Raw genomic sequence first — 22,989 nt, forward strand, 5'->3', positions numbered from 1 at the left:
CCGCCACCGGCCGGCGGTGTCACTGCCTGGACGTCGCCACCTCCACCGGGCTGACCTTGAGTGCCAGCCGGCCGGGCAGCGTCGAGGCGACGAGTGCCAGCAGTGCGGCTGCGCCCACCACCGTCGCGTACACCGACGGCAGGACGGTGGGCGCCGCACTGCCGGTCATGCCGATGCTGAAGGCGGTCAGCACGGCGAGGGCGATGCCGGTGCCGACGACGGCGGCGATCAGCAGAACCGACAGGGCTTCGATACGGAGCATCCGCAGAACCTGGCGTCGAGTGGCACCGGCCAGCCGGAGCATGGCGAACTCCCGGATCCGCTCGGACACCGACATGGCGAGCGTGTTGACGACCGCGATCGCGGTGAAGGCGAGGACCAGGCCCATGGCCAGATAGTTGACCTCTGCGTTCTGCTGCTGCCGGTCCGCCTGGAGCCGGTCGGCGGTGGCAGGGGCGAGCACGGCGATGCCTGGGAACTTCTGCAGTGCGGCGGCGAGCCGACTGCGGTCGCTGTCTCCGGCGACCAGGACCGTGGCGGCGAGGGGGTTGTCCATGTGACGGGCGACCAGATCGTGGGGCAGGGTCAGATCGCCGAAACCGAGGCCGCGGGTGTAGACCGCGGCGACGGTGAGGGTGGTGGGTGTGCCGTCGCCGAGGTGCACTTTCAGCTCGCTGCCGGCGTGCAGCCCCAGCTGTTCGGCGGCGAGTTCACTGATCGCGGCGGTGCCGGGACGGGCGGCGAAACCGGCGAGCGAGCCGCTGGTCACCTCGGGGTCCCAGGTGTGGGCGAGGCCGGCCTGGGTGACGCCCTGAGCCGTGAACTTCTCGAGGCCGACCCTGACCGTGGTCCGTACGACCTCGGTGACGGCCGTCACGCCCTGCGTCCTGCGCACGGTCTCGGCGGCGGCGGACGGGACTCCGGGCCCCTGGGAGGAGAGGACCCAAGTGGCACGGGTTCCTTCGCGGGCCTGGGCGCGGGCGGCGTCACCGAGGGTCGGCTGGACGAAGAGAACCGTGCAGGTCATCGCGATGAGAAGAGTGAGCGGGGTGACGACGGCGGCCATCCGGGTGGAGTTTCCACGGATGTTCGCGGTGGCCAGCGTGCCCCCGGAACCGGCAGGCCGGAGCGGACCCGCGAGCAGTGCCGCCGCCACCTTGACAAGAATCGGTCCGAGCAGCGAAACGGCCGTGGCCAGTACCACGACGGCCAGGAAGGTGACGGGGGTCGAGGCCGCCTCGGTGCGCAGGCTGCCGAGTACGGCGACGAGCGCTCCGCCGCCCGCGAGCAGCACCAGACCTGCGGCGATCCGGACCGCGGCCGGCCGCTCGCGCTCAACGGTGGACTCGGCCATGGCCTCGGCAGGGCGGATACGGGCGATCCTGCGACCGGAGATCCTGGCGGCTGCCCAGGCGCCGAGGAGGGTGACGGCGAGGGCGGCGAAGACCGGGAAGATGCCCGCGGTGCGTTCGAGCGACGGTGGGATCGCACCCATGTCGATGAATCGACTGTGGAGCCAGCCGGCGAGCGGCAGTCCGGCGAGCGAGCCCAGCACGCCGGCCACGGCCCCGACGACCAGCGCCTCACGCCCGAGAAGACGGCGGACCTGGCGCGGTGTGGCGGCGATGGCGCGCAGCAGGGCCAGTTCTCGGTGGCGCTGCTGGATGGAGAGCGCAAAGGTGCCGACGACCACGAGGATCGCGACGAGGAGTGAGGTACCACCCATCGCACCGCCCATGGAAACGAGCTTGATCCTGGCGCCCGCGGCATCCAGGAACTCGACGGGGCCGCGGTCGTCTCCTGTGGAGACCTGCGCGGTGGTGCCCCCGAGCGCCTGCTCCACCTGCCGCTTCAGCCGGTCGAGGTCCGTGCCCGGCGCGGGCACCACACCGAGGGCGGTGACCTGGCCGGGACGGGCGGAGAGGCGGGCGGCCTCGGCACCGGAGAAGAAGAGGGAGGTCTGCTGCCGGAGGTCGCCGCGGTGGGCCGGGGCCGCGACACCGCTGATGCGGTACGGGCGGGGAGCGCCGGTGGACTGCACGGTGAGCCGGTCTCCGGGCTTCAGGCCGGTCCGCTCGGCGAGACTCCGGTCGATCACCACGTCTTCTGCGGAGACGGGGGGACGGCCTGCGGTGAGAGCGAAGGGAGTGAGGGAGGCGGAGGCCCAGGAGTGTCCGTACGAGGGCGTGGAGGATGTGGCGGGCTTGCCGGTGGACCGGGCAACGGGCACGGCGAGGAAGGTGAGTTCGGGGACCACCTCGCGTACACCGTCCACGTTCCGGATCCGGTCCGCAGTGGCTGCGGGGAGCCAGGCGCGCTCAGCGACGGGTTTCGCCTTGTGCTTGACCTTCGTCTTCCCGTTGCCCTTGTGCTTGACGGTGGTCCGGTGGACATTCTGGTCGGCGGAGACGATGAGCGGAGCCGCGGCATAGCGCTCGGTCTCGATCCGTCCGCGCAGGCCGGTCTCCAGGAGCGTGCCGCAGGCGGTGACAAGGGCAGCGGCGCACATCAGAGCCAGCAGGGCGCCGAGGAACCCGCCCTTTCGGTCTCGGATCGTCTGCAGGGCGTAGCGCAGCATCATGATGCGTCCGTCTCTCTCGTGTGGTTGTCGGCCGCAAAGGGCGGGGCCGGGAAGGCGAGCAGCCGGGTGTGGACCGTGCGGGCGCCTGACGGAGTGTCGGCGTCGGACCGCTTGTAGCGGTTCATGAGCGCGATGTACTCCTCGAAGAACGCGCGGAGTTCGGGGAGCGTGAGCCGGATGGCGCCGCGCGAGTACGGGAACGCGTCGGCCCACTCGCCCCGTTCGCCGCTGTCGCGCTGAAGCTGCTCGAAGAGAGCGAGGTCGGCGGCGTATGCGTGGCGGTTCAGTTCGTCCATGGCGAGCCGCACCTCGGGGCTCTGGCGGGACCGGGGCGGGAAGCGTCGGTCGCCGGGAACGGCCCGCCACCACCTCGCCCGACGCCCGTCCGGCTCTTCGGCCGGGATGTCCTCCACGAAGCCGTACCTGGCCAGTTCACGCAGGTGGTAGCTGGTGGCCCCGGTGTTCAGCCCGAGGGCGCGGGCAAGGATCGCGGACGTCGCGGGGCCGTGCAGGGTGAGGTGCTGAAGGATCTGCTGCCGCCTCGGCTGTGCGAGCGCTCCGAGAGCGGCCAGCTCTGTGATGTCGGTGCCACCGGACTTCTCTGCCATGCGTCACACACTGCTCTGTGCACAGATACCTGGGCACTGGAGCGCGTCGGCGTCTTCGTACGGGGGTTTTCCCCCGGCAGTTGCTGTCCTGACTCCCCTCGGAACCGACCGGGATCCGACCCGACACGCACCCGAATGGCCCACCCCGGTGGAGCGCATTCACCACAAGGCAGACATTCAACTCATACAAGGGACCGATATGACGGAGATGCCACGCAGATGCCGACCGCCACTCTCACCCCCGACCAGCTCGACCATCAGGCCGCCCGCCTCCATGACACGGACGCCTGGCAGCAGATCGTCACGGGCTGGGACATCACCATCCCCGAACCGGTACGTTCCGCCTCAGCCGGCTCCATGCCGCACCCGGCGGACCGGCATCCGGCCGACTGGCGCGATCTGCTGTCCGTGCCCGTCGATCAGCTGATCGCCGACTCGGTCCGCTCCGTGCCCCCGGCCGCCCCGCGTGAGCGCCCCCTCCCCGGGCGCCTCGGCGCAATCCTCCCCGATCGGTTCCACAGCTGGCGCCGCATCGGGCAGCCCGAACTGCGGCCCTCCACCCATCTCGCCTACGCGCGGCAGATCCTGACCGAGTGGGGCTGGCAGAACACCCCGTACCGGCTGCGGAACGCCCGCGGCGCCCGGTGCGTCTGCGGCGCCCTTCTCACCGCACACCGCCTGGGCTACGGCTCCCTCGACACCGTGGACCGGGCCGGCGCCTGGATCGTCGCCGAGCTTCGCTCGCAGGGCTGGACCGACCTGATCGGCCCCTGGAACCGACACCCAGGCCGCACCGCGGCGGATGCTGTGGCCCTGCTCGACGCCACCATTCGCCGCGCCTCACATGCCGGACAGTGACCTCCGCGCCTCCCCCGACCCGCAACAACCTCAGCGTGCACACCGTCACCGTGCGTGCCCCCCGCGCGCAACGCCCGCGCCGTGTACATCCGTTGCGTGCACACCCCCTGTGCACACATCCCCGCACATACCGACAGGGACGCCGTCAGAACGGCTCGTCCAGGCCTTCCGTGTCCTCGCCCTCTGCTTCGAGTGCCTGGCGCACCACTCGCAGGGCCATCCCCTCCCCGTACCCCTTGCGCGCGAGCATGCCCGCAAGGCGGCGCAGCCGCTTGTCGCGGTCCAGTCCGCGAGTGGAGCGGAGTTTGCGCGCGACAAGCTCGCGGGCCGTCTCCTCCTCCTGCTCGGAGTCGAGCTGCCCGACGGCCTCGTCGATCACCGTCGAGTCCACCCCCTTGGTGCGCAGCTCCCGGACGAGAGCGCGGCGGGCCAGCCCCCGGCCGTGGTGCCGGGACTCCACCCAGGCGTCCGCGAACGCCGCGTCGTCGATCAGTCCGACGTCCTCGAAACGCGACAGCACCTCTTCGGCTGCCTCGTCCGGGATCTCCCGCTTACGCAACGCATCCGCAAGCTGCTTGCGGGTGCGCGGAGTCCCGGTGAGCAGCCGCAGACAGATGTTGCGCGCCTGCTCGACCGGGTCTCGCGGCTCCCCCTTCTCGGCCCTCGACGAGGAAGGGGAGCCGCTGATCCTGGAGCGGGAGCGGGCACGACGGCCCGCACCCTCGCCGAATCCGCCGCCCGAGCCGGTGCCGTAACCGGCCTCCGGTCCGTATGCGGACTCGGACGCGGAATCGTCCGTGCGCCCGGCGGCTCCTGGGCCGGGACCGGCGCCGACGGCGCTGTCCGGCCACTCCGTACGACGCGTCACGGTCTAGCTCTTGGCCGCCGCAGCCTTGGCCGGCTTGGCCTTGCCGGCCGGAGCGGGCACCGACTTCGCGCCGTCGGCCGGAGCCGCAGCGCCGCCCGCCGCGTCCGCACCGGGCTCGGCACTCAGAGCCGCTTCCGGCCTGATGCCGATGCCCAGCTTTTCGAGAATCTTCTTCTCGATCTCATTGGCGAGGTCGGGGTTGTCCTTGAGGAAGTTACGGGCGTTCTCCTTGCCCTGGCCGAGCTGGTCGCCCTCGTACGTGTACCAGGCGCCCGCCTTGCGCACGAAGCCGTGCTCCACGCCCATGTCGATCAGACCGCCCTCGCGGCTGATGCCCTGGCCGTAGAGGATGTCGAACTCGGCCTGCTTGAACGGCGGCGCGACCTTGTTCTTGACGACCTTGACGCGGGTGCGGTTACCGACCGCGTCGGTGCCGTCCTTCAGCGTCTCGATGCGGCGGATGTCGAGGCGCACCGATGCGTAGAACTTCAGCGCCCGGCCACCGGTCGTGGTCTCCGGGGAGCCGAACATCACACCGATCTTCTCGCGGAGCTGGTTGATGAAGATCGCGGTGGTCTTGGACTGGTTGAGCGCGCTGGTGATCTTGCGGAGCGCCTGGCTCATCAGACGGGCCTGCAGACCCACGTGCGAGTCACCCATCTCACCCTCGATCTCCGCGCGCGGCACGAGCGCCGCGACGGAGTCGATGACGATCAGGTCGAGAGCGCCCGAGCGGACCAGCATGTCCACGATCTCGAGCGCCTGCTCACCGTTGTCCGGCTGGGACAGGATGAGGTTGTCGATGTCGACGCCGAGCTTCTTCGCGTACTCGGGGTCGAGGGCGTGCTCCGCGTCGATGAAGGCCACCGAGCCGCCGAGCCGCTGCGCATTCGCCACCGCGTGCAGCGTCAGCGTCGTCTTGCCGGAGGACTCCGGCCCGTAGACCTCCACCACACGGCCGCGCGGCAGTCCGCCGACGCCGAGGGCGACGTCGAGTGCGGTCGACCCGGTGGGGATCACCTCGATGGGCTCGTTCGGCCGCTCACCGAGGCGCATCACCGCGCCCTTGCCGAATTGCCGTTCAATCTGTGCGAGTGCGGCGTCCAGCGCCTTCTCGCGGTCGGTTCCTGCCATGGGTTCCACCCGATTTGCTTGAGTCGATCGCTTCACGTCAAAGACGCTAACCCCTGCCACTGACAATGGGCCTCGACGTCCTCCCGGCCTGTGGACAACTCCACGGTCGGGCCCGGGAAAACCCGGCCGGAATCCCATGAGAATGGATGTTCGATTTCAGTGTCAAGCGCACCGCGCCGGACCGGCCCGCCCCCAGAGTAGCGCCTTAGCATCACGCATTTGGGGAGTCAAGGAGACGTGGTCGACCTCATGCTAGATTCCGGCCACATGGGGACATCACCGGCAGAAAGTGTGGCCCTGGTCGCCGGCGCCACGCGCGGTGCGGGCCGAGGCATCGCCGTTCAGCTGGGAGCGGTCGGAGCGACTGTCTACATGACGGGGCGGACGACCGGGACCCAACGGTCGGAGATGAACCGTCCGGAGACCGTCGAGGAGACCGCGGCTCTCGTGGACGAGGCGGGCGGCCACGGGATCCCGGTGCGGGTGGACCATCTCGTGCCCTCGGAGGTCTGCGCACTCGTGGCGCGCATCCGGCGGGACCACGGCTGCCTGCACGTTCTCGTGAACGACATCTGGGGAGCGGAGATCGAGTGGGGCAAATCGGTCTGGGAGTCCTCCCTGGACACCGGCCTGCACACCCTGCGCCTTGCCGTCGACACCCACGCCATCACCAGCCACTACGCGCTTCCGCTCCTCATCGAGCAACCAGGGGGTCTGGTCGTCGAGGTGACCGACGGAACCGGCGAGTACAACGCCGCCACCTACCGGGTCTCCTTCTTCTACGACCTGGCCAAGGCATCGGTGAACCGGATGGCGTTCGCCCTGGCGCACGAACTGAAGCCGCACGGTGCGACCGCCGTGTCACTCACGCCCGGCTGGCTGCGCTCCGAGGCCATGCTCGATGCCTACGGCGTCACCGAGGCGAACTGGCGCGACGCGATCGCCCGCGCGCCGCATTTCGCCATCTCCGAGAGTCCCGCATTCGTCGGCAGGGCCGTGGCCGCGCTCGCGCAGGACCCGGAGGTCGCACGCTGGAACGGACAGTCGTTGTCCAGCGGGCAGTTGGCGCAGGTCTACGGCTTCACCGACCTCGACGGCAGCCGCCCCGACGCCTGGAGGTACGTCCCCGAGGTCCAGGACGCGGGCCTGCCGGCCGACGTGACGGGCTATCGCTGAGCCCACCCGCGGACCGCACCCGAACGCCCCCGCACCGCACGCGCCACACAACCTGCCGGACCGCCTGCCGTCCGGTTGCCGATTCAGACCCGCGGACCCGGGACGTTCGGCCGCTCGGCATCCGCGTCACCGTCGTTCCCCGGAGCCTTGGTCGTCACGCGCCGCAGCCGTGAGAGCACCGACTCCCCGCGCCGCCACAGATGCCGGCCGTGCACCCGTGGGTCGTCCGTCACGTCGTAGCGCCTCACATAGGCACCGAGGAACGCCTGCAGCGTGGCGACGGCCGGGATCGCGATGAGCGCGCCCACGGCGCCCATCAGAGCCGTACCGGCGATGACCGAGCCGAAGGCGACCGCCGGATGGATGTCCACGGTCTTCGAGGTGAGCTTGGGCTGCAGCACATAGTTCTCGAACTGCTGGTAGATCACGACGAATCCGAGCACCCACAGGGCGTACCAGGGGTCGACGGTGAACGCGATCAGCATCGGCAGGGCGCCTGCCAGATACGTACCGATCGTGGGAATGAACTGCGAGACGAGACCGACCCAGACCGCGAGCGCCGGGGCGTACGGCACACCGAGGATCACCAGCAGGATGTAGTGCGCGATCCCGGAGATGAGCGCCATCAGTCCGCGCGAGTAGAGATAACCGCCGGTCTTGTCGACCGCGATCTCCCAGGCCCTCAGCACTTCGGCCTGCCGGGTGGGCGGCAGCACGGAGCACAGGGCGCGGCGCAGCCGGGGACCGTCGGCCGCGAAGTAGAACGAGAACAGGAAGATCGTCAGCAGCCGGAAGAGCCCGCCGAGCACGGTGGTCGAGACATCGAGCACACCGGTCGCGCTGTTCTGGACGTACTTCTGCAGCCAGTCGGAGTGCAGCAGGCTGTCCTGAACCTCGACCCGGGAGAGATCGGTGCGGAAATTCTGGTTGATCCAGTTGATCACCGAGTCGAGGTATTTGGGGAACTCATCGACCATGTCGACGATCTGGCCCGCGAGCATCGAGCCGAGCAGCACGACGAACCCGGCGCCGGCGACCAGCACCACGAGGAAGACCAGGAAGGTGGCCAGACCGCGGCGCATGCCGCGCGCCGACATCCGGCTCACCGCAGGCTCTATCGCGAGCGCCAGGAAGAAGGCGATCAGGATATTGATCAACAGCCCGATGAGCTGGTCGAACGCCCAACTGCCGAGCCGGAAGCAGGCGTAGAGCGCCAGGGCGAGAACCATGGCTCGCGGCAGCCACGCGGGCATTCGGGCCGACCCACTGCCGGAAGGCGGGGCCGTCGGTGGCGCGGCCGGCGGGACGGGCGGGGTCCGGGGCGGCTGGGTCTGGGCTGTCTCGTCTGTCGGTGCCACGCATCCAGTCTCGCCTACGGCTGTGGCAGCCGGCCGCCCACCCCGGGAACAGCCGAGGTCCGGCGATGGGCGGGCACGGCGTCAGCGTTTGTCGGCGGGAATGCCGACCGCCGTGCAGACACCGCGCCAGACGTCCTTCGCTTCCCAGCCGTCGGCCAGCGCCTGGTGCACCGTACGCCCGCCGAGCTCGGCCATCACATGATCGCGCGCAAAGGAGTCGGCGTACCCCGCACCGAAGTGGTCCGCCATCCGTTCCCAGAAAATCGTCAACCGCATGACTTCAGTATCCCGCCCCTGAGAGTGCAGCCGGGCCGCTACGCCTCGTCGAGAGCGCTTACCGGCCTACGGTCGGTCCATGGCCGGAACAGGAGCAAGCCCCCTCAAGCGTGCCGAGCAGTTCATCTGGCTCACGGCCCGCGTCCTCGAACAGCGGCGGTTCGCCCATCACTTCCTGGGCGGGAGCGCGGACTCGGTGGAGACCGCGCTCGCCGCATATCTCAATGAGGACGGCGGATACGGTCACGCACTCGAACCGGATCTGCGGGGCCCCGTCAGCCAGCCGCTGCACACGGCCCATGCGCTCAGTGTCCTGGACTCCATCGGGCGCTGCAGCGGCCTGCGGGTGGAGCGGATCTGCCGCTTCCTGACCGATGTGTCGGCCAAGGAGGGGGCGCTGCCCGCGCTCCTCCCCTCGCAGCGCGGCTATCCGGCCGCCCCGTTCATCCCGATCGTCGACGACCCTGCGGCCCAGTTGCTGGCCACCGGCCCCGTCGTCGGACTGCTGCACCGCAACGCGGTGTGGCACGCCTGGCTGTTCCGGGCCACGGACTTCTGCTGGGCAGCGGTCGACGCGCTGGAGAAGTCGCATCCGTACGAGATCGAAGCCGCGGTCGCCTTCCTCGACGGTGCTCCGGACCGGGCACGGGCGGAGGCCGCGGCGGACCGCCTCGGGCGGCTGGTACGGGAACAGCGGCTGGCCGTACTGGATCCGGAGCGGCGTGCGGAGTACCCGGTGGCGGCCGGCTACGCACCGGGCGAGCAGCATTTCCCGTACGACTACGCCCGCACTCCCGAATCGCTCGCCCGCAGCTGGTTCACCGACGAAGAGCTGGAACGCTCGCTCGACCATCTGGCGGCGGAGCAGCAGGCGGACGGCGGCTGGCCGGTGAACTGGCGGCAGTGGGCACCGGGCACCGCCCTGGAAGGCCGCCCCCTGGTGACGCTGAAGGCGCTGCTGACGCTGCGGGCCCACGGCCGCAGCGTCGGCTGAGACCGGGCGGCGCGGTCTCTTCCGACGCCGTCGTCATGCGGCGGACGCGCCGTCGGGCCCCGGGAGGTGGAGCCGTGCGACAGCAGGGCAGCGCCACAGTGGCTGCGGGGACCGGGGCGCGACGGACGGAATTCGAGGAGTACGTCGTCCGGGCAGCTCAGTCCGGACGGCAGCCCGCGCACCCGCGCCGCCCGCAGGATCTCCAGGGCCGTGCGGGACGCCTCCGGGGCCGCTGCCATGGCACGGCGGCACCCCTCGCCTCGACACCACAGGCCCGGGTCGGCCGAGCCCGGAGTGCTGCGGGGCGCCCCGGCCTTCGCCCATGTGGCGGCCGGCGTCCCCGCCGCTGGTCACGACCGGGTGGTCGATCGTGCACCGAGGCAGCGCCGACGACGGACGGAGCCAGGGGCTCGGCTCGGTGGGCCGAGCCCCTGGCACGTTGCCTGTCCGAGCACACTGTCTGCCCGGCCAGGTTGTCTATCCGAGCGCGCGCACCCCGGCCGTGACGACGACGGCAGCTCCCACGACCACCAGGAAGGGTGCGCGCAGTACCAGGGCGAGTGCGGCGGCAGCGAGCCCCGCACCCCGGGCGTCGAGCACCAGCTGCTGTCCGTTCCCGAAGGTCTGCTGCGCCGTGAGGGCCGCCAGGAGCGCCACCGGCAGGAGCGCGGCAAGACGCTGCACGAGCGGGCGTTCCAGTGCCCCTGCGGGGACCAGCAGTCCCAGCAGCTTCGCGAGGTAGCAGCCGACGGCGGTGAGAGCGATCGCTATCCATACGTTCATCGGGCGTCCTCCGCCGTGGTCGCGTCCTTGGCCGGTCTCTCACTGGCCGGTGCCTTCCTGCGTCCCATCAGGAAGAGGACGGCAGGTGCGGCGAGCGCGGCGAGCAGCACGGGTACACCCGCGGGCAGCATGGGCAGCGCCCCCAGGACAAGCAGGACGGCGAGAGCGGCCGTGATGCGTTCCGTGGTGCTCTTCAGCATCGGAGCGAGCAGGGCGAGGAAGACGGCGGGGCTTGCCGCGTCCAGCCCCCAGGCGTCGGTGTCGCCGAGCGCCTCGGCGCCCAGCGCCCCCAGCAGTGTGGTCAGGTTCCACAGCACGTACAGGGTGAGTCCGGTGACGGTGAAGCCGATCCGTGCGGCCCGCCGGGTGGGCTGCGGCAGCGTCACCGCGGTCGTCTCGTCGATGACCCAGTGGGCGGCGAGCGGTCGCACGGCGCGCGGGAGGGCGAGCAGCTGTGACAGCCGCAGACCGTAGAAGGCGTTGCGTACGCCGAGGAAGAAAGCACCGGCGGCGGCGGTGTACGGGTTTCCGCCTGCGGCAAGGGCGCCCACCAGCGCGAACTGCGAGGCGCCGGTGAACACGAGGAGGCTGAGCGCGCAGGTCTGGAGCAGGCTCAGGCCGGAGCCCGCCGAGGTGACACCGAAGGCGAAGCCGGAGAGGCCCACCGCGATACCGACGCCGAGCGCGTCGCGGATGACGGCCGCGTCCGGCTTCGCCTCGCCGACGGCGGGAATGCCGTCGGCGGTCTCGGATGTCTCGCCGAGTCTCTCTGAGGATGCTGTCTGTTCTGGCACGTCCGGAACGCTACGCGGACGAATCAGGACCGGTCTTGTACGTTTTTGCGCGTTCGCGCTGGTAGGCGCCGGGCGGCACCCCCACGATCCGGGTGAAATGACGGTTGAGGTGCGGCTGATCGGTGAAGCCGACCTCTGCCGCCGCGTCCGCCGGCGCGATGCCCGCATCGAGCATCCGCCGCGCACGCCGCACCCGGGCATCGGTGAGCCAGGTGTGCGGCGGCATCCCGTACTGCTTCTTGAACGCACGCAGCAGGGCGAAGGGGCTGGTGCCGAGCTCGGCGGCCAACGTCTCCAGTGTCGGCGGCCCGGCCATACGGCTCTCCAGCACCGCGCGCGCCCGCTCCGCGTCCCGGGCGCCCGCCGACCGGGGAGCACGGGCGGGCAGCACGCTGCCGTGGCGGCTGAGCAGCCGCGCGACCATGATCCGCAGCATGCTGTCGGCGGCGAGAGCATTGCCCTCCTCGGCCGCCCGGTGCACCTCGCCGATGAGCCGGGCCGCCTCCGGGTCCAGGACGCTGGTCTCGGCGAAGCCGACCGTGCCGCGCAGCCGCGTCGTATCGGCCGCGATGTCGTTGATCACCTGCGCGGACGGGTACAGCGTGGCGTACACCCAGCCTTCGGGGGCCCCGGCCCGGGCGGTGTGCGGCACCTCCGGATTGATCATGACGACGGTGCCGGGACCCGCGTGCACGGTGCCGCCGGGCAGCCCGACGTCCTCGATGCCCCGGGTGATGGTGCCGAAGACATAGCCCTCGTGGCTGTGGCGCGGGAAGGTGTGGCGGACGTACCGGGCGCGCAGAAGATCGAGGTCGGGCAGTTCCGCGTACTGCCAGTACCTCGCCCACTCCCCCGCAGCCGAAGCCGAATCCGGGGCCGTCCCCGCGACCGATGGTGCCGCCATACCCGGAATTCTCGCAGGTACCGGCCGTGGTCAGCGTCCGGTACCTGCCGTCCTCACCCTCCGGTACCGACCCTCGTCACCCTTTGGAACCGACCCTTGTCACCTCCGGCCTCAGTCCGTTGTCAGTGGTCGGGTGCACGATGGGGGACATGGTCGGCTCTGCTCTGGATGCGTTCTCCCCCGCCACCCGCAGCTGGTTCGCGGGTGCCTTCAGCGCGCCGACGTCCGCGCAGGAGGGCGCCTGGCGGGCGATCGGCGAGGGCTCGGACGTGCTGGTCGTCGCGCCCACCGGGTCGGGCAAGACGCTCGCCGCGTTTCTCGCCGCGCTGGACCGGCTGGCAGCCGTTCCGCCGCCCGCCGAGGCGATGAAGCGCTGCCGCGTGCTGTACGTGTCGCCGCTCAAGGCCCTCGCGGTCGATGTGGAGCGCAACCTCCGCTCGCCGCTGACCGGCATCCGCCAGGAATCGGTGCGCCTCGGCCTGCCCGAGCCCGACGTGCGGGTGGGCATCCGGTCGGGCGACACCCCGCCCGCCGAGCGCCGTTCCATGGCGACCCGCCCGCCGGACATCCTGATCACCACCCCCGAGTCGCTGTTCCTGATGCAGACGTCGTCGGCGCGCGAGGCCCTGTCGGGGATCGAGACGGTGATTCTGGACGAGGTGCACGCCGTCGCCGGTACGAAGCGGGGCGCCCATCTCGCTGTATCGCTGGAGCGTCTCGACGAGCTGCTGCCGCGTCCCGCGCGGCGGATCGGTCTGTCGGCGACGGTCCGTCCGGTCGACGAGGTGGCGCGGTTCCTCTCCCCGCAGCGCAAGGTGGAGATCGTCCAGCCGCCGTCCACCAAACAGTTCGATCTGTCGGTGGTCGTGCCGGTGGAGGATCTGGGCGAGCTCGGCGGTTCCCCCGCCACGGACCCGGACCAGGCGGGCCAGGCGGACAAGCCGTCGATCTGGCCGCATGTCGAGGAGCGGATCGCCGATCTCGTCCAGGCGCACCGCTCCACCATCGTCTTCGCCAACTCCCGCCGTCTCGCGGAGCGGTTGTGCAACCGGCTCAACGAGATCGCGTACGAGCGGGTCACCGGCGAGACGATGCCGGAGGCCCACTCCCCCGCCGAGATCATGGCCGAGTCCGGTGCGGCGAAAGGCGCCCCCGCGCTGCTCGCCCGTGCCCACCACGGTTCGGTCTCCAAGGAGCAGCGCGCCCAGGTCGAGGAGGACCTCAAGGCGGGCCGGCTGCCCGCCGTGGTCGCCACCTCCAGCCTGGAGCTGGGCATCGACATGGGCGCGGTCGATCTGGTGATCCAGGTGGAGTCGCCGCCTTCGGTCGCCTCCGGGCTGCAGCGGGTCGGCCGTGCCGGCCACCAGGTCGGAGCGGTCTCCACCGGAGTGGTGTTCCCGAAGTACCGGGGGGATCTGGTGCAGGCGGCGGTGGTCACCGAGCGGATGCGCACCGGCTCGATCGAGGCGCTCCGGATCCCGTCGAACCCGCTGGACGTGCTGGCCCAGCAGCTGGTCGCCATGGTCGCCCTGGACACCTGGCAGGTGGACGACCTGCTGGCCGTGACCCGCCGCGCGGCCCCCTTCGCCTCGCTCCCGGAGTCGGCTTTCACGGCCGTGCTGGACATGCTGGCGGGCCGATATCCGTCCGATGCCTTCGCCGAGCTGCGTCCGCGTGTGGTGTGGGACCGCGTCGCCGGTACGGTCACGGGCCGCCCCGGCGCCCAGCGGCTCGCCGTCACCTCCGGCGGCACGATCCCCGACCGCGGACTCTTCGGGGTCTTCCTCGCCGGGGCCGACCCCAAGAAGGGCGGCGGCCGGGTCGGCGAGCTGGACGAGGAGATGGTGTACGAGTCGCGGGTCGGCGATGTCTTCACCCTGGGCACCACGTCCTGGCGGATCGAGGACATCACCCGCGACCGGGTACTGGTGTCGCCCGCCCCGGGCGTTCCGGGACGGCTGCCGTTCTGGAAGGGCGACCAGCTGGGCCGCCCACTGGAGCTCGGCCGCGCACTGGGCGCTTTCCTCCGCGAGATCGGCGGGCTGTCGCCCGAGGACGCCAGGTCGCGGCTGCTCGCCGCCGGTCTCGACACCTGGGCCGCCGACAACGTCCTGTCGTACATCGACGAGCAGCGCGCCGCCTGCGGCCATGTCCCCGACGACCGGACCATCCTCGTCGAGCGCTTCCGCGACGAGCTGGGCGACTGGCGGGTCGTCGTGCACTCCCCCTTCGGCGCGCAGGTCCACGCCCCCTGGGCGCTGGCTCTGAGTGCGCGTCTCGCCGAGCGGTACGGCATGGATGCCCAGGTGATGCATGCCGACGACGGCATCGTGCTGCGGCTCCCCGACGCCGACATGATGGGCCTGGACCTCCTGGATTTCGATCCGTCCGAGGACCCGGTCCGGGAACCGGCTGCCCCGTTGGCCGTGGCATACGACAGCGACCAGCCGCCGGTCGGCGCCGCCGATGTCGCCTTCGACCAGGGCGAGATCAATCAGATCGTCACCGACCAGGTCGGCGGATCGGCCCTGTTCGCCTCCCGCTTCCGCGAGTGCGCGGCGCGCGCCCTGCTGCTGCCCCGTCGCAGCCCCGGCAAGCGCACCCCGCTCTGGCAGCAGCGCCAGCGTGCCGCCCAGCTCCTCCAGGTGGCCTCCGAGTTCGGCTCCTTCCCGATCGTTCTCGAAGCGGTCCGCGAATGCCTTCAGGACGTCTTCGACGTCCCCGGACTCGTGGAACTGATGGGCGACCTCGAAGCACGCCGCGTCCGCCTGGTCGAGGTGACCACCCAGGAGCCCTCGCCCTTCGCCCGCTCGCTCCTCTTCGGCTACGTCGCACAGTTCCTGTACGAGGGCGACTCGCCGCTGGCCGAGCGGCGGGCGGCCGCGCTCTCGCTGGACTCCCATCTCCTCGCCGAGCTTCTCGGCCAGGCGGAACTGCGCGAGCTGCTCGACGCCGACGTGCTGGGCGAGCTGCAGCAGGAGCTCCAGTGGCTCACCGAGGATCGCCGGATCAAGGACATCGAAGGCGTCGCCGATCTGCTGCGCGTCCTCGGCCCGCTCACCGAGGCCGAGTTGGCCGAGCGCGGCGCCGAGCAGCCCTGGGCCGCGGAGCTCGCCTCGGCCCGCCGGGCCATCCGGGTCCGGATCGGCGGAGCCGACCACTGGGCGGCGATCGAGGACGCCGGCCGACTGCGGGACGCGCTGGGCACAGCCCTCCCGGTCGGCGTCCCGGAGGCGTTCACCGAGCCGGTGAAGGACCCGCTCGGCGATCTCCTCGCCCGCTACGCCCGCACGCACGGCCCGTTCACCTCCACCCAGGCGGCTGCCCGCTTCGGTCTCGGCACCGCCGTCACGGACGGCGCGCTGCAGCGGCTTTCCGCCTCCGGCCGGATTGTGCAGGGCGAGTTCCACCCCGCCGGCATCGGCCAGGAGTGGTGTGACGCCACGGTGCTGCGCCGGCTCCGCCGCCGCTCGCTCGCCGCCCTGCGCCAGGAGCTGGAGCCGGTCCCGCCCGCCGCGCTCGCCGGCTTCCTTCCGCAGTGGCAGCATCTCGGGAACAACAGCCTGCGAGGAATCGACGGACTGGCCCGCGCCATCGAGCAGTTGCAGGGCGCTCCTGTCCCCGCGTCGGCGCTGGAGAAGCTGATCCTGCCGGGACGCATCACGGGATACACCCCCGCCCTGCTCGACGAACTCACCACCACCGGCGAGGTGATCTGGGCCGGTGCGGGTGCCCTACCCGGCAAGGACGGCTGGCTGTCCCTCTATCTCGCCGACAGCGCACCCCTGCTCCTCCCACCCTCGCACCCTCTCGAACTCAGCGCGCTGCACGAATCCGTCCTCACCGCACTGACCGGCGGATACGGGCTGTTCTTCCGGCAGATCGCCGATCAGGTACGCGCCACCACGCACCCGGACTGCACCGATCCGCAACTCGCCGACGCTCTCTGGGACCTGACCTGGTCCGGCCGGCTGACCAACGACACGCTGGCCCCGCTGCGCTCGCTCCTCGGCTCCGGACGCACGGCGGGATCGACGGCCCACCGCGCCAAGCGCAGCGTCCCGCGCGGCCGTTACGGCTCGCTCACCGCCACGGCCCGCCCCGCATCGCGCACCGGTCCGCCCACCGTCTCGGGCCGCTGGTCCCTGCTCCCCGGAACCGAGCCCGATCCCACGCACCGCGCCCACGCCCTGGCCCGCACCCTCCTCGACCGGCACGGTGTGGTGACCCGAGGCGCGGTCCAGGCCGAAGGCGTCGAGGGCGGCTTTGCCGCGACGTATCGCATCCTTGCCGCCTTCGAGGACAACGGGCAGGCCCGCCGCGGTTATGTCGTCGAGGGTCTGGGGGCGGCCCAGTTCGCGATGGACGGTGCGGTCGACCGGCTCCGTGCGGTCTCCACCGCCCGCGACCGTACGGAACCGGGCTCGGCGCCCCGCGCCCTGGTTCTCGCGGCCGCCGACCCGGCCAATGCGTACGGCGCGGCCCTGTCCTGGCCGGAACCGCCGGACGGCGCCGGACACAGACCGGGGCGCAAGGCAGGTGCCCTGGTCGTCCTGGTCGACGGCGAACTGACGCTGTACATGGAGCGCGGCGGCAAGACGCTGCTCGCTTGGCCGACCGACCCGGAGGCCCCCGCGCTCCGGGCGGCCGCCGAGGCGCTGGCCGGTGCGGCGCGCGCGGGGGCACTCGGCACGGTCACGGTGGAGCGCACCAACGGCGCCTCGTCCCTGACCTCGCCTCTGGGCCGCACGCTGGAGACGGCCGGATTCCACGCCACTCCAAGAGGCCTCCGACTGCGCGCGTGACCCCGCAGCACACCTCGGCCCGCACAGCCCCGCACGCACCCCCGATTCCCGCCCGCATGCCCACCCCGCACCGCGCATCATGGAGGTATGCCCGAAGGAGATACCGTCCTGCAGACCGCCGAGCGTCTGCACAGCGCGCTGGCCGGTCAGGCCCTGACCCACTCCGACCTGCGCGTCCCCCGCTTCGCCACCGCGGACCTCACGGGCCGGGCCGTCCTCGACGTCACCCCGCGCGGCAAGCATCTCCTCACCCGGATCGAGGGTGGCCTCACCCTGCACAGCCATCTGGGAATGGACGGCGCCTGGCGCCTCTACGCTCCGCGCGAGCGCTGGCGCGGCGGCCCGGGCCACCAGATCCGCGCGGTCCTCTCCACCGCCCACCACACCGCGGTCGGCTACCGGCTCCCCGTTCTCGAACTCCTCCGTACGGCCGACGAGGAGAAGGCGGTCGGCCACCTCGGGCCCGATCTGCTGGGACCCGGCTGGGACCCCGACACTGCCCTGCGCAACCTGCTGGCCGACCCCGGGCGCCCCCTCGGCGAAGCCCTCCTCGACCAGCGCAACCTGGCCGGCATCGGCAACATCTACAAGGCCGAGCTCTGCTTCCTCGCGCGTGCCACCCCCTGGCTCCCCGTCGGTGAGCTGCCCGCCTCCACCGCCGCCCGTCTGGTCACCACGGCCAAGCAGCTCCTCGAAGCCAACCGCAACCGCACGGTCCGCACGACCACCCGAGCACAGCCCAACGGCTACGGCCCCCGTGAGCGTCTCTGGGTCTACGGCAGGACACACCGCCCGTGTCTGCGCTGCGGCACCCCCATTCGCGCGACGGAACAGGACAACCGCCCCGCCTACTGGTGTCCCCGCTGCCAGTCAGGCCCCACACCCTAGTTGACGCATCGTCAGATCCAGTCGTACGGTCCGGACATGCCTGTCACCGCGTACGACCTCACCGGCCGATCCGCGTTCGTCACCGGAGCGGCCGGTGGCATCGGCCGAGCCTGCGCCGTCCTGCTCGCGGAGGCGGGAGCCACCGTCCACTGCGCGGACCTCGACGAGAAGGGCCTCCTGGAGACCCGGGAGATGATCACTGCCGCAGGTGGCGAAGCCCACACCCATCCCCTCGATGTCACCGACCGCAGTCGACTCAGGAGCGCGGTCGCCGCAGCGGGTGAGGTCGACATCCTGGCCGCCGTCGCCGGAATCATGCATACGAGCAGCGTTCTGGAGACGGCTGACGAGGACCTCGACCGCGTCATGGCCGTCAATTTCAAGGGGGTTCTGTACGCCTGCCAGGAGGTCGCCCGCAGCATGATCGGGCGCGGCGCACCCGGCTCGCTGATCACCATGGCCTCGGGCGCGGTCGACGCCTCAGGTCCGGGACTTCTCTGCTACAGCGCGGCCAAGGCAGCAGTCGTCCAGCTGACCAGGACCCTGGCGACCGAGCTGGGTCCTCAGGGCATCCGCGTCAATGCCGTCGCTCCCGGCTGGATCCGTACGCCGATGACCGCCCGCCACGACGCAGAGCAGCAGCACCGGGCCGAGGGCGCGATGGTACGGATATCCCCGCTCGGCCGGGTGGGTGAGCCCGAGGACGTCGCCCACACGGTCCTGCATCTCGCATCCGATGCTTCGGCCTTCATGACGGGTCAGATTCTCCGTCCGAACGGCGGCGTCGCCATGCCCTGGTAGTACGCCATGCCGTCTCGACACCGCGCACCCCGGCCACGCACCACGCGCCCGCGGCGGCACCGATCGTCTCCGCACGGGCCCTGATCGTTCCCGTGGACCGGGCGCTCGCGGCCACATGGACGGGCAGGAGGCTGAGCCCCCATCCGCCCGCCGTCACCGCGCCCTCGACCAGCCCGGCATGCTCCGGCTGAAGGACCAGCCGGAGCACGGCCCACCACCACACCCCGCCGAGAACGAGCGCGGGCACCCATCTCCGTACCATGGCTGCCTCCTCCGGCCGAACCTAGTCCGGCCCGATCGCCCAGCGGGAGGGCGCACCGGCGCAGTACCGGCGCGCATGTCCGGGGCGGACACCGTTACGCGCTCTCCGTCTGGCTCGTCCAGTCGTGTTGCCGCAGGTTCACGGCCCGAGCTGCGCATGGAACAGCACCCCGGAACCGATACCGCTGAGGCACTGCGCGATCTCGGTGACCGTGGTGTTCCTCTCTGCAGTCTCGCCCGGGACCACCGTAGCCGCATCCAGAACCTCCGGTACGGCCTCCGGGTCCCCAGGGTGAACGATCGGCCGGCCGCTCCGACTGCCCCGATGCACGCCGCACGTCATGCTGCGATCACGCACCGTCCACCTCTGTCGGCCGTACCGCGACTGCATCGGCCACGAAGCAGACCGCGTTCAAGCGAGGCTGCGCCCCGGTGCCGAAGAGCAGCTACTTCTACGAAGTGGATGAGCTGAAGCGGTGCTTCGGACGAAGGGCGTCCTGAGAACACACGCTTCGTTGACCGGCGCGCGAGCGAGTCCCTGGCGGCGGCGTCCGCACACACCAGAGCCCCGGCCACCCCCGTGAAGGGGCCGACCGGGGCTCTGGTTCACACCGGACCGCGCGGGTCAGGCGGCGACGACATCCACCGCTTCCGCGGGTGCCTTGATCGTCACCCTTCCCGTCGGCACACCTGCCACCGACGTCACGGAGACGGAATTGAGCATCGGGCGTACCGGCACTGGCACCGGATCGCTGGCTGCTGCCGACTCGGCCAGCTCAGCCAGCGACAGCTCATCGCTCACTTCACGCATGAGCTCGGACATCCGTACGTCAAGCGCGTCGCAAATGGCGGAGAGCAGCTCGGAGGATGCCTCCTTCTGCCCCCGCTCCACCTCGGAGAGATAGCCGAGCGAGACTCGGGCGGACGAGGAGACTTCGCGCAGAGTACGGCCTTGGCGCTGGCGCTGCCGACGCAGCACGTCACCAAGCAGGCGACGGAGCAGAATCATCGGTGGCTCCCTCCTCGGACCGCGTAGCCGCATCCTTCACGCCCCACCGTACCGCCTCGCGCTGCGGCCGTGCGGGGAGCGATGTCGTGTTCACTCAGGGCTGCAAACATCAATTCCCCCCGTTCTGTTCCGTATCCTGTGCGCTCGCATTGTCGTCGAGTTCTCCGGAGAGCAGTTCAAGCAGGCTCCGTACGCTCTCTCTACGGATGTCCGCCCGCTCACCGTTCAACCGCAGCGCGGCCACTTTCTCCGCGCCGCCCGGCCCCGCCACGGCGAGATAGACGGTTCCGACCGGCTTTCCGTCCTGCGCATCGGGTCCCGCGACGCCGGTGGTCGCCACTCCCCAGTCTGCACCGAGAATCCGTCGGACACCGATCGCCATCTGCCGGGCGACCTCGGGATCCACGGCACCGCGCGCTGCCAGCAGGGCCCCGTCCACGGCAAGCACATCCCGCTTCAGGGGCGTCGCGTACGCCGTCACGGACCCGCGGAAGGAGCGCGAGGCACCGGGTACGGAGGTGAGCTCCGCCGCAACCAGGCCGCCGGTCAGCGACTCGGCGACGGCGAGGGTCTCCCCTCGCCGCACGAGCTGCTGCAGCACCCGGGCCGCGGCAGTCACCGCTCGGCCTCCGCCGGGCCACGGACCCCGGACGCCTCGGCAGCCGCCGCTGCGGCCCGTTCGGCCGCCAGACCCTGGCGCCGCAGCACGACGGCCTGACGCACGTAGTCGAGTCCGGTGACGACCGTCAGCACGACGGCCACCGCCATCACCCAGAAGCGCAGTGTGGCGAGCGGGCCGGTCAGCGCCAGGACGTACATCCCGACGGCTGTCCCCTGTGCCAGCGTCTTCATCTTCCCGCCGCGACTGGCCGGGATCACCGCATGCCGGATCACCCAGAACCGCATCAGCGTGATGCCGATCTCGCGGAAGAGGATCACTCCGGTGACCCACCACGGCAGATCACCGAGGTACGACAGGCAGATCAGCGCGGCCCCCATGATCGCCTTGTCGGCGATCGGGTCGGCGATCTTCCCGAAGTCGGTGACCAGGTTGTACGTACGCGCCAGATGACCGTCGAAGAGGTCGGTGATCATGGCGATGGCGAACGCCGCCCAGGCGAAGGACCGCCAGGCGGGGTCGTAGCCGCCGTTGTGAAGCAGCAGCACGACGAAACCCGGTACCAGCAGCAGCCGCGCCATGGTGAGGAAATTGGCGATGTTCCACAGGCTGGCCTGGTTGACGGCCGCAGCGCCCAGCTTGCCGCCACGGACCGGCTTCGCGCCGGAACCGCCTGGCGCGGATGCCGGGACTCCCGTCATCTGGCTGCCTCCGAAAGCTCGGAACACTCAGCCACCAGGTCCACTCCTTCGGTGCCCACCACCTTTGCCTCGACCATACGGCCCGGCACCAGACCCTCGCGTGCGGTGAAGAGCACCTGGCCGTCCGTTTCGGGTGCCTGGTGCGCAGCACGCCCCACCGCGCGCGGCTCGTCCTCGGTGGGGTCGACGGACTCGACCAGCACCTGCAGGGACTCCCCGAGCCGCTCCTCGGCGCGCTGCGAGGTCAGCTCCTCGGCCAGCTGTGAGATGTGCGCGAGCCGCTCCGCGATGACGTCGGGGTCCAGCTTGTTGTCGTAACCGACGGCCTCGGTGCCCTCCTCGTCGGAATAACCGAAGACGCCGATCGCGTCGAGCCGCGCGCCTGTGAGGAAGCGTTCCAGCTCGGCGAGGTCCGCCTCGGTCTCCCCGGGGAAGCCCACGATGAAGTTCGACCGCGCACCGGCCTGCGGCGCCTTGCTCCGGATGGTCTCCAGGAGCTCCAGGAAGCGGTCGGTGTCACCGAAGCGGCGCATCGCCCGCAGCACACCGGGGGCGGAGTGCTGGAAGGAGAGGTCGAAGTACGGGGCGACCTTCGGCGTCGAGGTCAGTACGTCGATCAGACCGGGCCGCATTTCGGCGGGCTGCAGGTAGCTGACCCGGATCCGCTCGATCCCGTCGACGTCGGCGAGCTCAGGCAGCAGTGTCTCCAGCAGCCGGATGTCGCCGAGGTCCTTGCCGTACGAGGTGTTGTTCTCGGAGACCAGCATGACCTCCTTGACGCCCTGCTCGGCCAGCCAGCGGGTCTCCTGCAGCACGTCCGAGGGGCGCCGCGAGATGAAGGAACCGCGGAAGGACGGAATGGCGCAGAACGAGCAGCGGCGGTCGCAGCCGGAGGCGAGCTTCACCGAGGCGACCGGGCTGGTGCCCAGCCGGCGGCGCAGCGGGGCGCGCGGCCCGGAGACCGGAGCGACCCCGTCGGGGAGGTCCGCGGGGGCCGGGGCGGCTTCCTGCGCGTGTCCGGGCAGCGCGACGGCGGCGTCCTGCCGCTCGGCCGGGCTGATCGGCAGCAGCTTGCGCCGGTCACGCGGGGTGTGGGAAGCGTGGATGCCCCCGTTGAGGATGGTCTGGAGGCGGTCGGAGATATCGGCGTAGTCGTCGAATCCGAGGACTCCGTCGGCTTCCGGCAGGGCTTCGGCAAGGTCCTTGCCGTAGCGCTCGGCCATGCAGCCGACGGCGACCACGGCCTGGGTCCGGCCGTGGTCCTTCAGATCGTTGGCTTCGAGGAGTGCGTCGACGGAGTCCTTCTTGGCGGCCTCGACGAACCCACAGGTGTTGACGACGGCGACATCCGCGTCGGAGGCATCCTCGACGAGCTCCCAGCCGTCCGCTGCCAAGCGGCCTGCGAGCTCCTCCGAGTCCACCTCGTTACGGGCGCAGCCAAGAGTGACAAGGGCGACGGTACGGCGTTCGGGCATGGGCTCAAGACTACTTTGTCCTGGCACTGGCCCCGCCGAGCAGGGTTCCCCTGTGACAGCGAGTAACAACGGGTCGAGCGCCCGGCTGGACGGCCG

At 71.0% G+C, this 22,989-nt stretch carries 20 protein-coding genes; 6 read left to right on the forward strand and 14 right to left on the reverse strand.

From position 1 onward, the window contains the following. Positions 1-19 precede the first annotated feature (19 nt). Together OG972_RS11750 and OG972_RS11755 are read right to left on the reverse strand one after the other, a co-directional pair. On the reverse strand, positions 20-2,581 hold the full coding sequence (locus tag OG972_RS11750) for an FtsX-like permease family protein (protein WP_266980814.1): 2,562 nt from the start codon (positions 2,579-2,581) through the stop codon (positions 20-22). Then, a complete protein-coding gene (locus OG972_RS11755) occupies positions 2,578-3,189 on the reverse strand; it encodes a helix-turn-helix transcriptional regulator (RefSeq protein WP_266980816.1) in 612 nt (203 codons plus the stop codon). Before OG972_RS11755 ends, OG972_RS11750 begins: the two co-directional genes overlap by 4 nt. Positions 3,190-3,408: 219 nt before the next feature. Here OG972_RS11755 and OG972_RS11760 point away from each other — a divergent pair, with 219 nt between their 5' ends. Then, entirely contained in the window at positions 3,409-4,047 is a 639-nt protein-coding gene (locus OG972_RS11760) for a hypothetical protein (protein ID WP_266980818.1), read from the forward strand. 145 nt (positions 4,048-4,192) lie between these two features. On the opposite strand, the gene recX is transcribed toward OG972_RS11760, so the two are convergent. Next, complete coding sequence (gene recX / locus OG972_RS11765) at positions 4,193-4,915, reverse strand: recombination regulator RecX (protein ID WP_266980819.1); 723 nt, start codon at positions 4,913-4,915, stop codon at positions 4,193-4,195. 3 nt (positions 4,916-4,918) lie between these two features. Then, positions 4,919-6,049 carry a recombinase RecA gene (gene recA / locus OG972_RS11770; RefSeq protein WP_266980821.1) on the reverse strand — a complete coding sequence of 377 codons (1,131 nt, stop codon included), beginning with the start codon at positions 6,047-6,049 and terminating at the stop codon, positions 4,919-4,921. Positions 6,050-6,340: 291 nt separating this feature from the next. Between recA and OG972_RS11775 the strand changes: the two genes are divergently transcribed. Next, complete coding sequence (locus OG972_RS11775; protein ID WP_266990426.1) at positions 6,341-7,225, forward strand: SDR family oxidoreductase; 885 nt, start codon at positions 6,341-6,343, stop codon at positions 7,223-7,225. A gap of 83 nt (positions 7,226-7,308) precedes the next feature. Here OG972_RS11775 and OG972_RS11780 read toward each other — a convergent pair whose 3' ends face one another. Both OG972_RS11780 and OG972_RS11785 read right to left on the reverse strand, forming a co-directional pair. Beyond that, complete coding sequence (locus OG972_RS11780; RefSeq protein WP_266980823.1) at positions 7,309-8,478, reverse strand: AI-2E family transporter; 1,170 nt, start codon at positions 8,476-8,478, stop codon at positions 7,309-7,311. Between the two features lie 186 nt (positions 8,479-8,664). Continuing rightward, positions 8,665-8,859: a DUF3046 domain-containing protein gene (locus OG972_RS11785; protein ID WP_266980825.1), complete on the reverse strand. Its 195-nt coding sequence runs from the start codon at positions 8,857-8,859 to the stop codon at positions 8,665-8,667. Positions 8,860-8,938: 79 nt separating this feature from the next. Between OG972_RS11785 and OG972_RS11790 the strand changes: the two genes are divergently transcribed. Beyond that, complete coding sequence (locus OG972_RS11790) at positions 8,939-9,853, forward strand: hypothetical protein (protein ID WP_266980827.1); 915 nt, start codon at positions 8,939-8,941, stop codon at positions 9,851-9,853. Positions 9,854-10,330: 477 nt separating this feature from the next. Here the strand turns inward: OG972_RS11790 and OG972_RS11795 are convergent, their stop codons facing one another. The 3 genes from OG972_RS11795 to OG972_RS11805 form a co-directional block, all read right to left on the reverse strand. Then, entirely contained in the window at positions 10,331-10,636 is a 306-nt protein-coding gene (locus OG972_RS11795; protein ID WP_266980829.1) for an AzlD domain-containing protein, read from the reverse strand. Beyond that, positions 10,633-11,370, reverse strand: a complete 738-nt coding sequence (locus OG972_RS11800; protein ID WP_266990428.1) for an AzlC family ABC transporter permease — start codon at positions 11,368-11,370, stop codon at positions 10,633-10,635. Before OG972_RS11800 ends, OG972_RS11795 begins: the two co-directional genes overlap by 4 nt. Positions 11,371-11,440: 70 nt before the next feature. Next, a complete protein-coding gene (locus tag OG972_RS11805; RefSeq protein WP_266980831.1) occupies positions 11,441-12,334 on the reverse strand; it encodes an AraC family transcriptional regulator in 894 nt (297 codons plus the stop codon). Positions 12,335-12,483: 149 nt separating this feature from the next. Between OG972_RS11805 and OG972_RS11810 the strand changes: the two genes are divergently transcribed. The 3 genes from OG972_RS11810 (at position 12,484) to OG972_RS11820 (ending at position 18,828) form a co-directional block, all read left to right on the forward strand. Then, positions 12,484-17,139, forward strand: a complete 4,656-nt coding sequence (locus OG972_RS11810) for a DEAD/DEAH box helicase (RefSeq protein WP_266980833.1) — start codon at positions 12,484-12,486, stop codon at positions 17,137-17,139. An 87-nt stretch (positions 17,140-17,226) separates the two neighbouring features. Further along, positions 17,227-18,027, forward strand: coding sequence for a DNA-formamidopyrimidine glycosylase family protein (locus OG972_RS11815; RefSeq protein ID WP_266980835.1), 801 nt, complete (start codon positions 17,227-17,229; stop codon positions 18,025-18,027). Between the two features lie 36 nt (positions 18,028-18,063). Continuing rightward, entirely contained in the window at positions 18,064-18,828 is a 765-nt protein-coding gene (locus OG972_RS11820; RefSeq protein WP_266980837.1) for an SDR family NAD(P)-dependent oxidoreductase, read from the forward strand. On the opposite strand, the gene OG972_RS11825 is transcribed toward OG972_RS11820, so the two are convergent. The 5 genes from OG972_RS11825 to rimO form a co-directional block, all read right to left on the reverse strand. Further along, positions 18,776-19,090: a hypothetical protein gene (locus tag OG972_RS11825; RefSeq protein WP_266980838.1), complete on the reverse strand. Its 315-nt coding sequence runs from the start codon at positions 19,088-19,090 to the stop codon at positions 18,776-18,778. The genes OG972_RS11820 and OG972_RS11825 overlap by 53 nt on opposite strands. Positions 19,091-19,714: 624 nt before the next feature. Further along, complete coding sequence (locus OG972_RS11830) at positions 19,715-20,098, reverse strand: helix-turn-helix domain-containing protein (protein ID WP_018105285.1); 384 nt, start codon at positions 20,096-20,098, stop codon at positions 19,715-19,717. Between the two features lie 109 nt (positions 20,099-20,207). Next, positions 20,208-20,717, reverse strand: a complete 510-nt coding sequence (locus OG972_RS11835) for a CinA family protein (protein WP_266980839.1) — start codon at positions 20,715-20,717, stop codon at positions 20,208-20,210. Beyond that, a complete protein-coding gene (gene pgsA, locus OG972_RS11840; RefSeq protein ID WP_266980840.1) occupies positions 20,714-21,418 on the reverse strand; it encodes a CDP-diacylglycerol--glycerol-3-phosphate 3-phosphatidyltransferase in 705 nt (234 codons plus the stop codon). Before pgsA ends, OG972_RS11835 begins: the two co-directional genes overlap by 4 nt. Next, a complete protein-coding gene (rimO, locus tag OG972_RS11845; RefSeq protein WP_266980842.1) occupies positions 21,415-22,893 on the reverse strand; it encodes a 30S ribosomal protein S12 methylthiotransferase RimO in 1,479 nt (492 codons plus the stop codon). The genes pgsA and rimO overlap by 4 nt, the downstream gene beginning before the upstream one ends. Positions 22,894-22,989 lie beyond the last annotated feature (96 nt).

Origin of the sequence: Streptomyces sp. NBC_01669 (assembly GCF_026339735.1) — a bacterium.
In the GTDB taxonomy this organism is placed as follows: domain Bacteria; phylum Actinomycetota; class Actinomycetes; order Streptomycetales; family Streptomycetaceae; genus Streptomyces; species Streptomyces yanii.

Bases quoted from the DNA above. Each gene is read 5' to 3' on its own strand.
- OG972_RS11750 (WP_266980814.1), bottom strand. From the start codon at position 2,581: ATGATGCTGCGCTACGCCCTGCAGACGATCCGAGACCGAAAGGGCGGG.
- OG972_RS11755 (WP_266980816.1), bottom strand. From the start codon at position 3,189: ATGGCAGAGAAGTCCGGTGGCACCGACATCACAGAGCTGGCCGCTCTC.
- OG972_RS11760 (WP_266980818.1), top strand. From the start codon at position 3,409: ATGCCGACCGCCACTCTCACCCCCGACCAGCTCGACCATCAGGCCGCC.
- recA (WP_266980821.1), bottom strand. From the start codon at position 6,049: ATGGCAGGAACCGACCGCGAGAAGGCGCTGGACGCCGCACTCGCACAG.
- OG972_RS11780 (WP_266980823.1), bottom strand. From the start codon at position 8,478: ATGCCCGCGTGGCTGCCGCGAGCCATGGTTCTCGCCCTGGCGCTCTAC.
- OG972_RS11785 (WP_266980825.1), bottom strand. From the start codon at position 8,859: ATGCGGTTGACGATTTTCTGGGAACGGATGGCGGACCACTTCGGTGCG.
- OG972_RS11790 (WP_266980827.1), top strand. From the start codon at position 8,939: ATGGCCGGAACAGGAGCAAGCCCCCTCAAGCGTGCCGAGCAGTTCATC.
- OG972_RS11795 (WP_266980829.1), bottom strand. From the start codon at position 10,636: ATGAACGTATGGATAGCGATCGCTCTCACCGCCGTCGGCTGCTACCTC.
- OG972_RS11805 (WP_266980831.1), bottom strand. From the start codon at position 12,334: ATGGCGGCACCATCGGTCGCGGGGACGGCCCCGGATTCGGCTTCGGCT.
- OG972_RS11810 (WP_266980833.1), top strand. From the start codon at position 12,484: ATGGTCGGCTCTGCTCTGGATGCGTTCTCCCCCGCCACCCGCAGCTGG.
- OG972_RS11815 (WP_266980835.1), top strand. From the start codon at position 17,227: ATGCCCGAAGGAGATACCGTCCTGCAGACCGCCGAGCGTCTGCACAGC.
- OG972_RS11820 (WP_266980837.1), top strand. From the start codon at position 18,064: ATGCCTGTCACCGCGTACGACCTCACCGGCCGATCCGCGTTCGTCACC.
- OG972_RS11825 (WP_266980838.1), bottom strand. From the start codon at position 19,090: ATGGTACGGAGATGGGTGCCCGCGCTCGTTCTCGGCGGGGTGTGGTGG.
- OG972_RS11830 (WP_018105285.1), bottom strand. From the start codon at position 20,098: ATGATTCTGCTCCGTCGCCTGCTTGGTGACGTGCTGCGTCGGCAGCGC.
- pgsA (WP_266980840.1), bottom strand. From the start codon at position 21,418: ATGACGGGAGTCCCGGCATCCGCGCCAGGCGGTTCCGGCGCGAAGCCG.
- rimO (WP_266980842.1), bottom strand. From the start codon at position 22,893: ATGCCCGAACGCCGTACCGTCGCCCTTGTCACTCTTGGCTGCGCCCGT.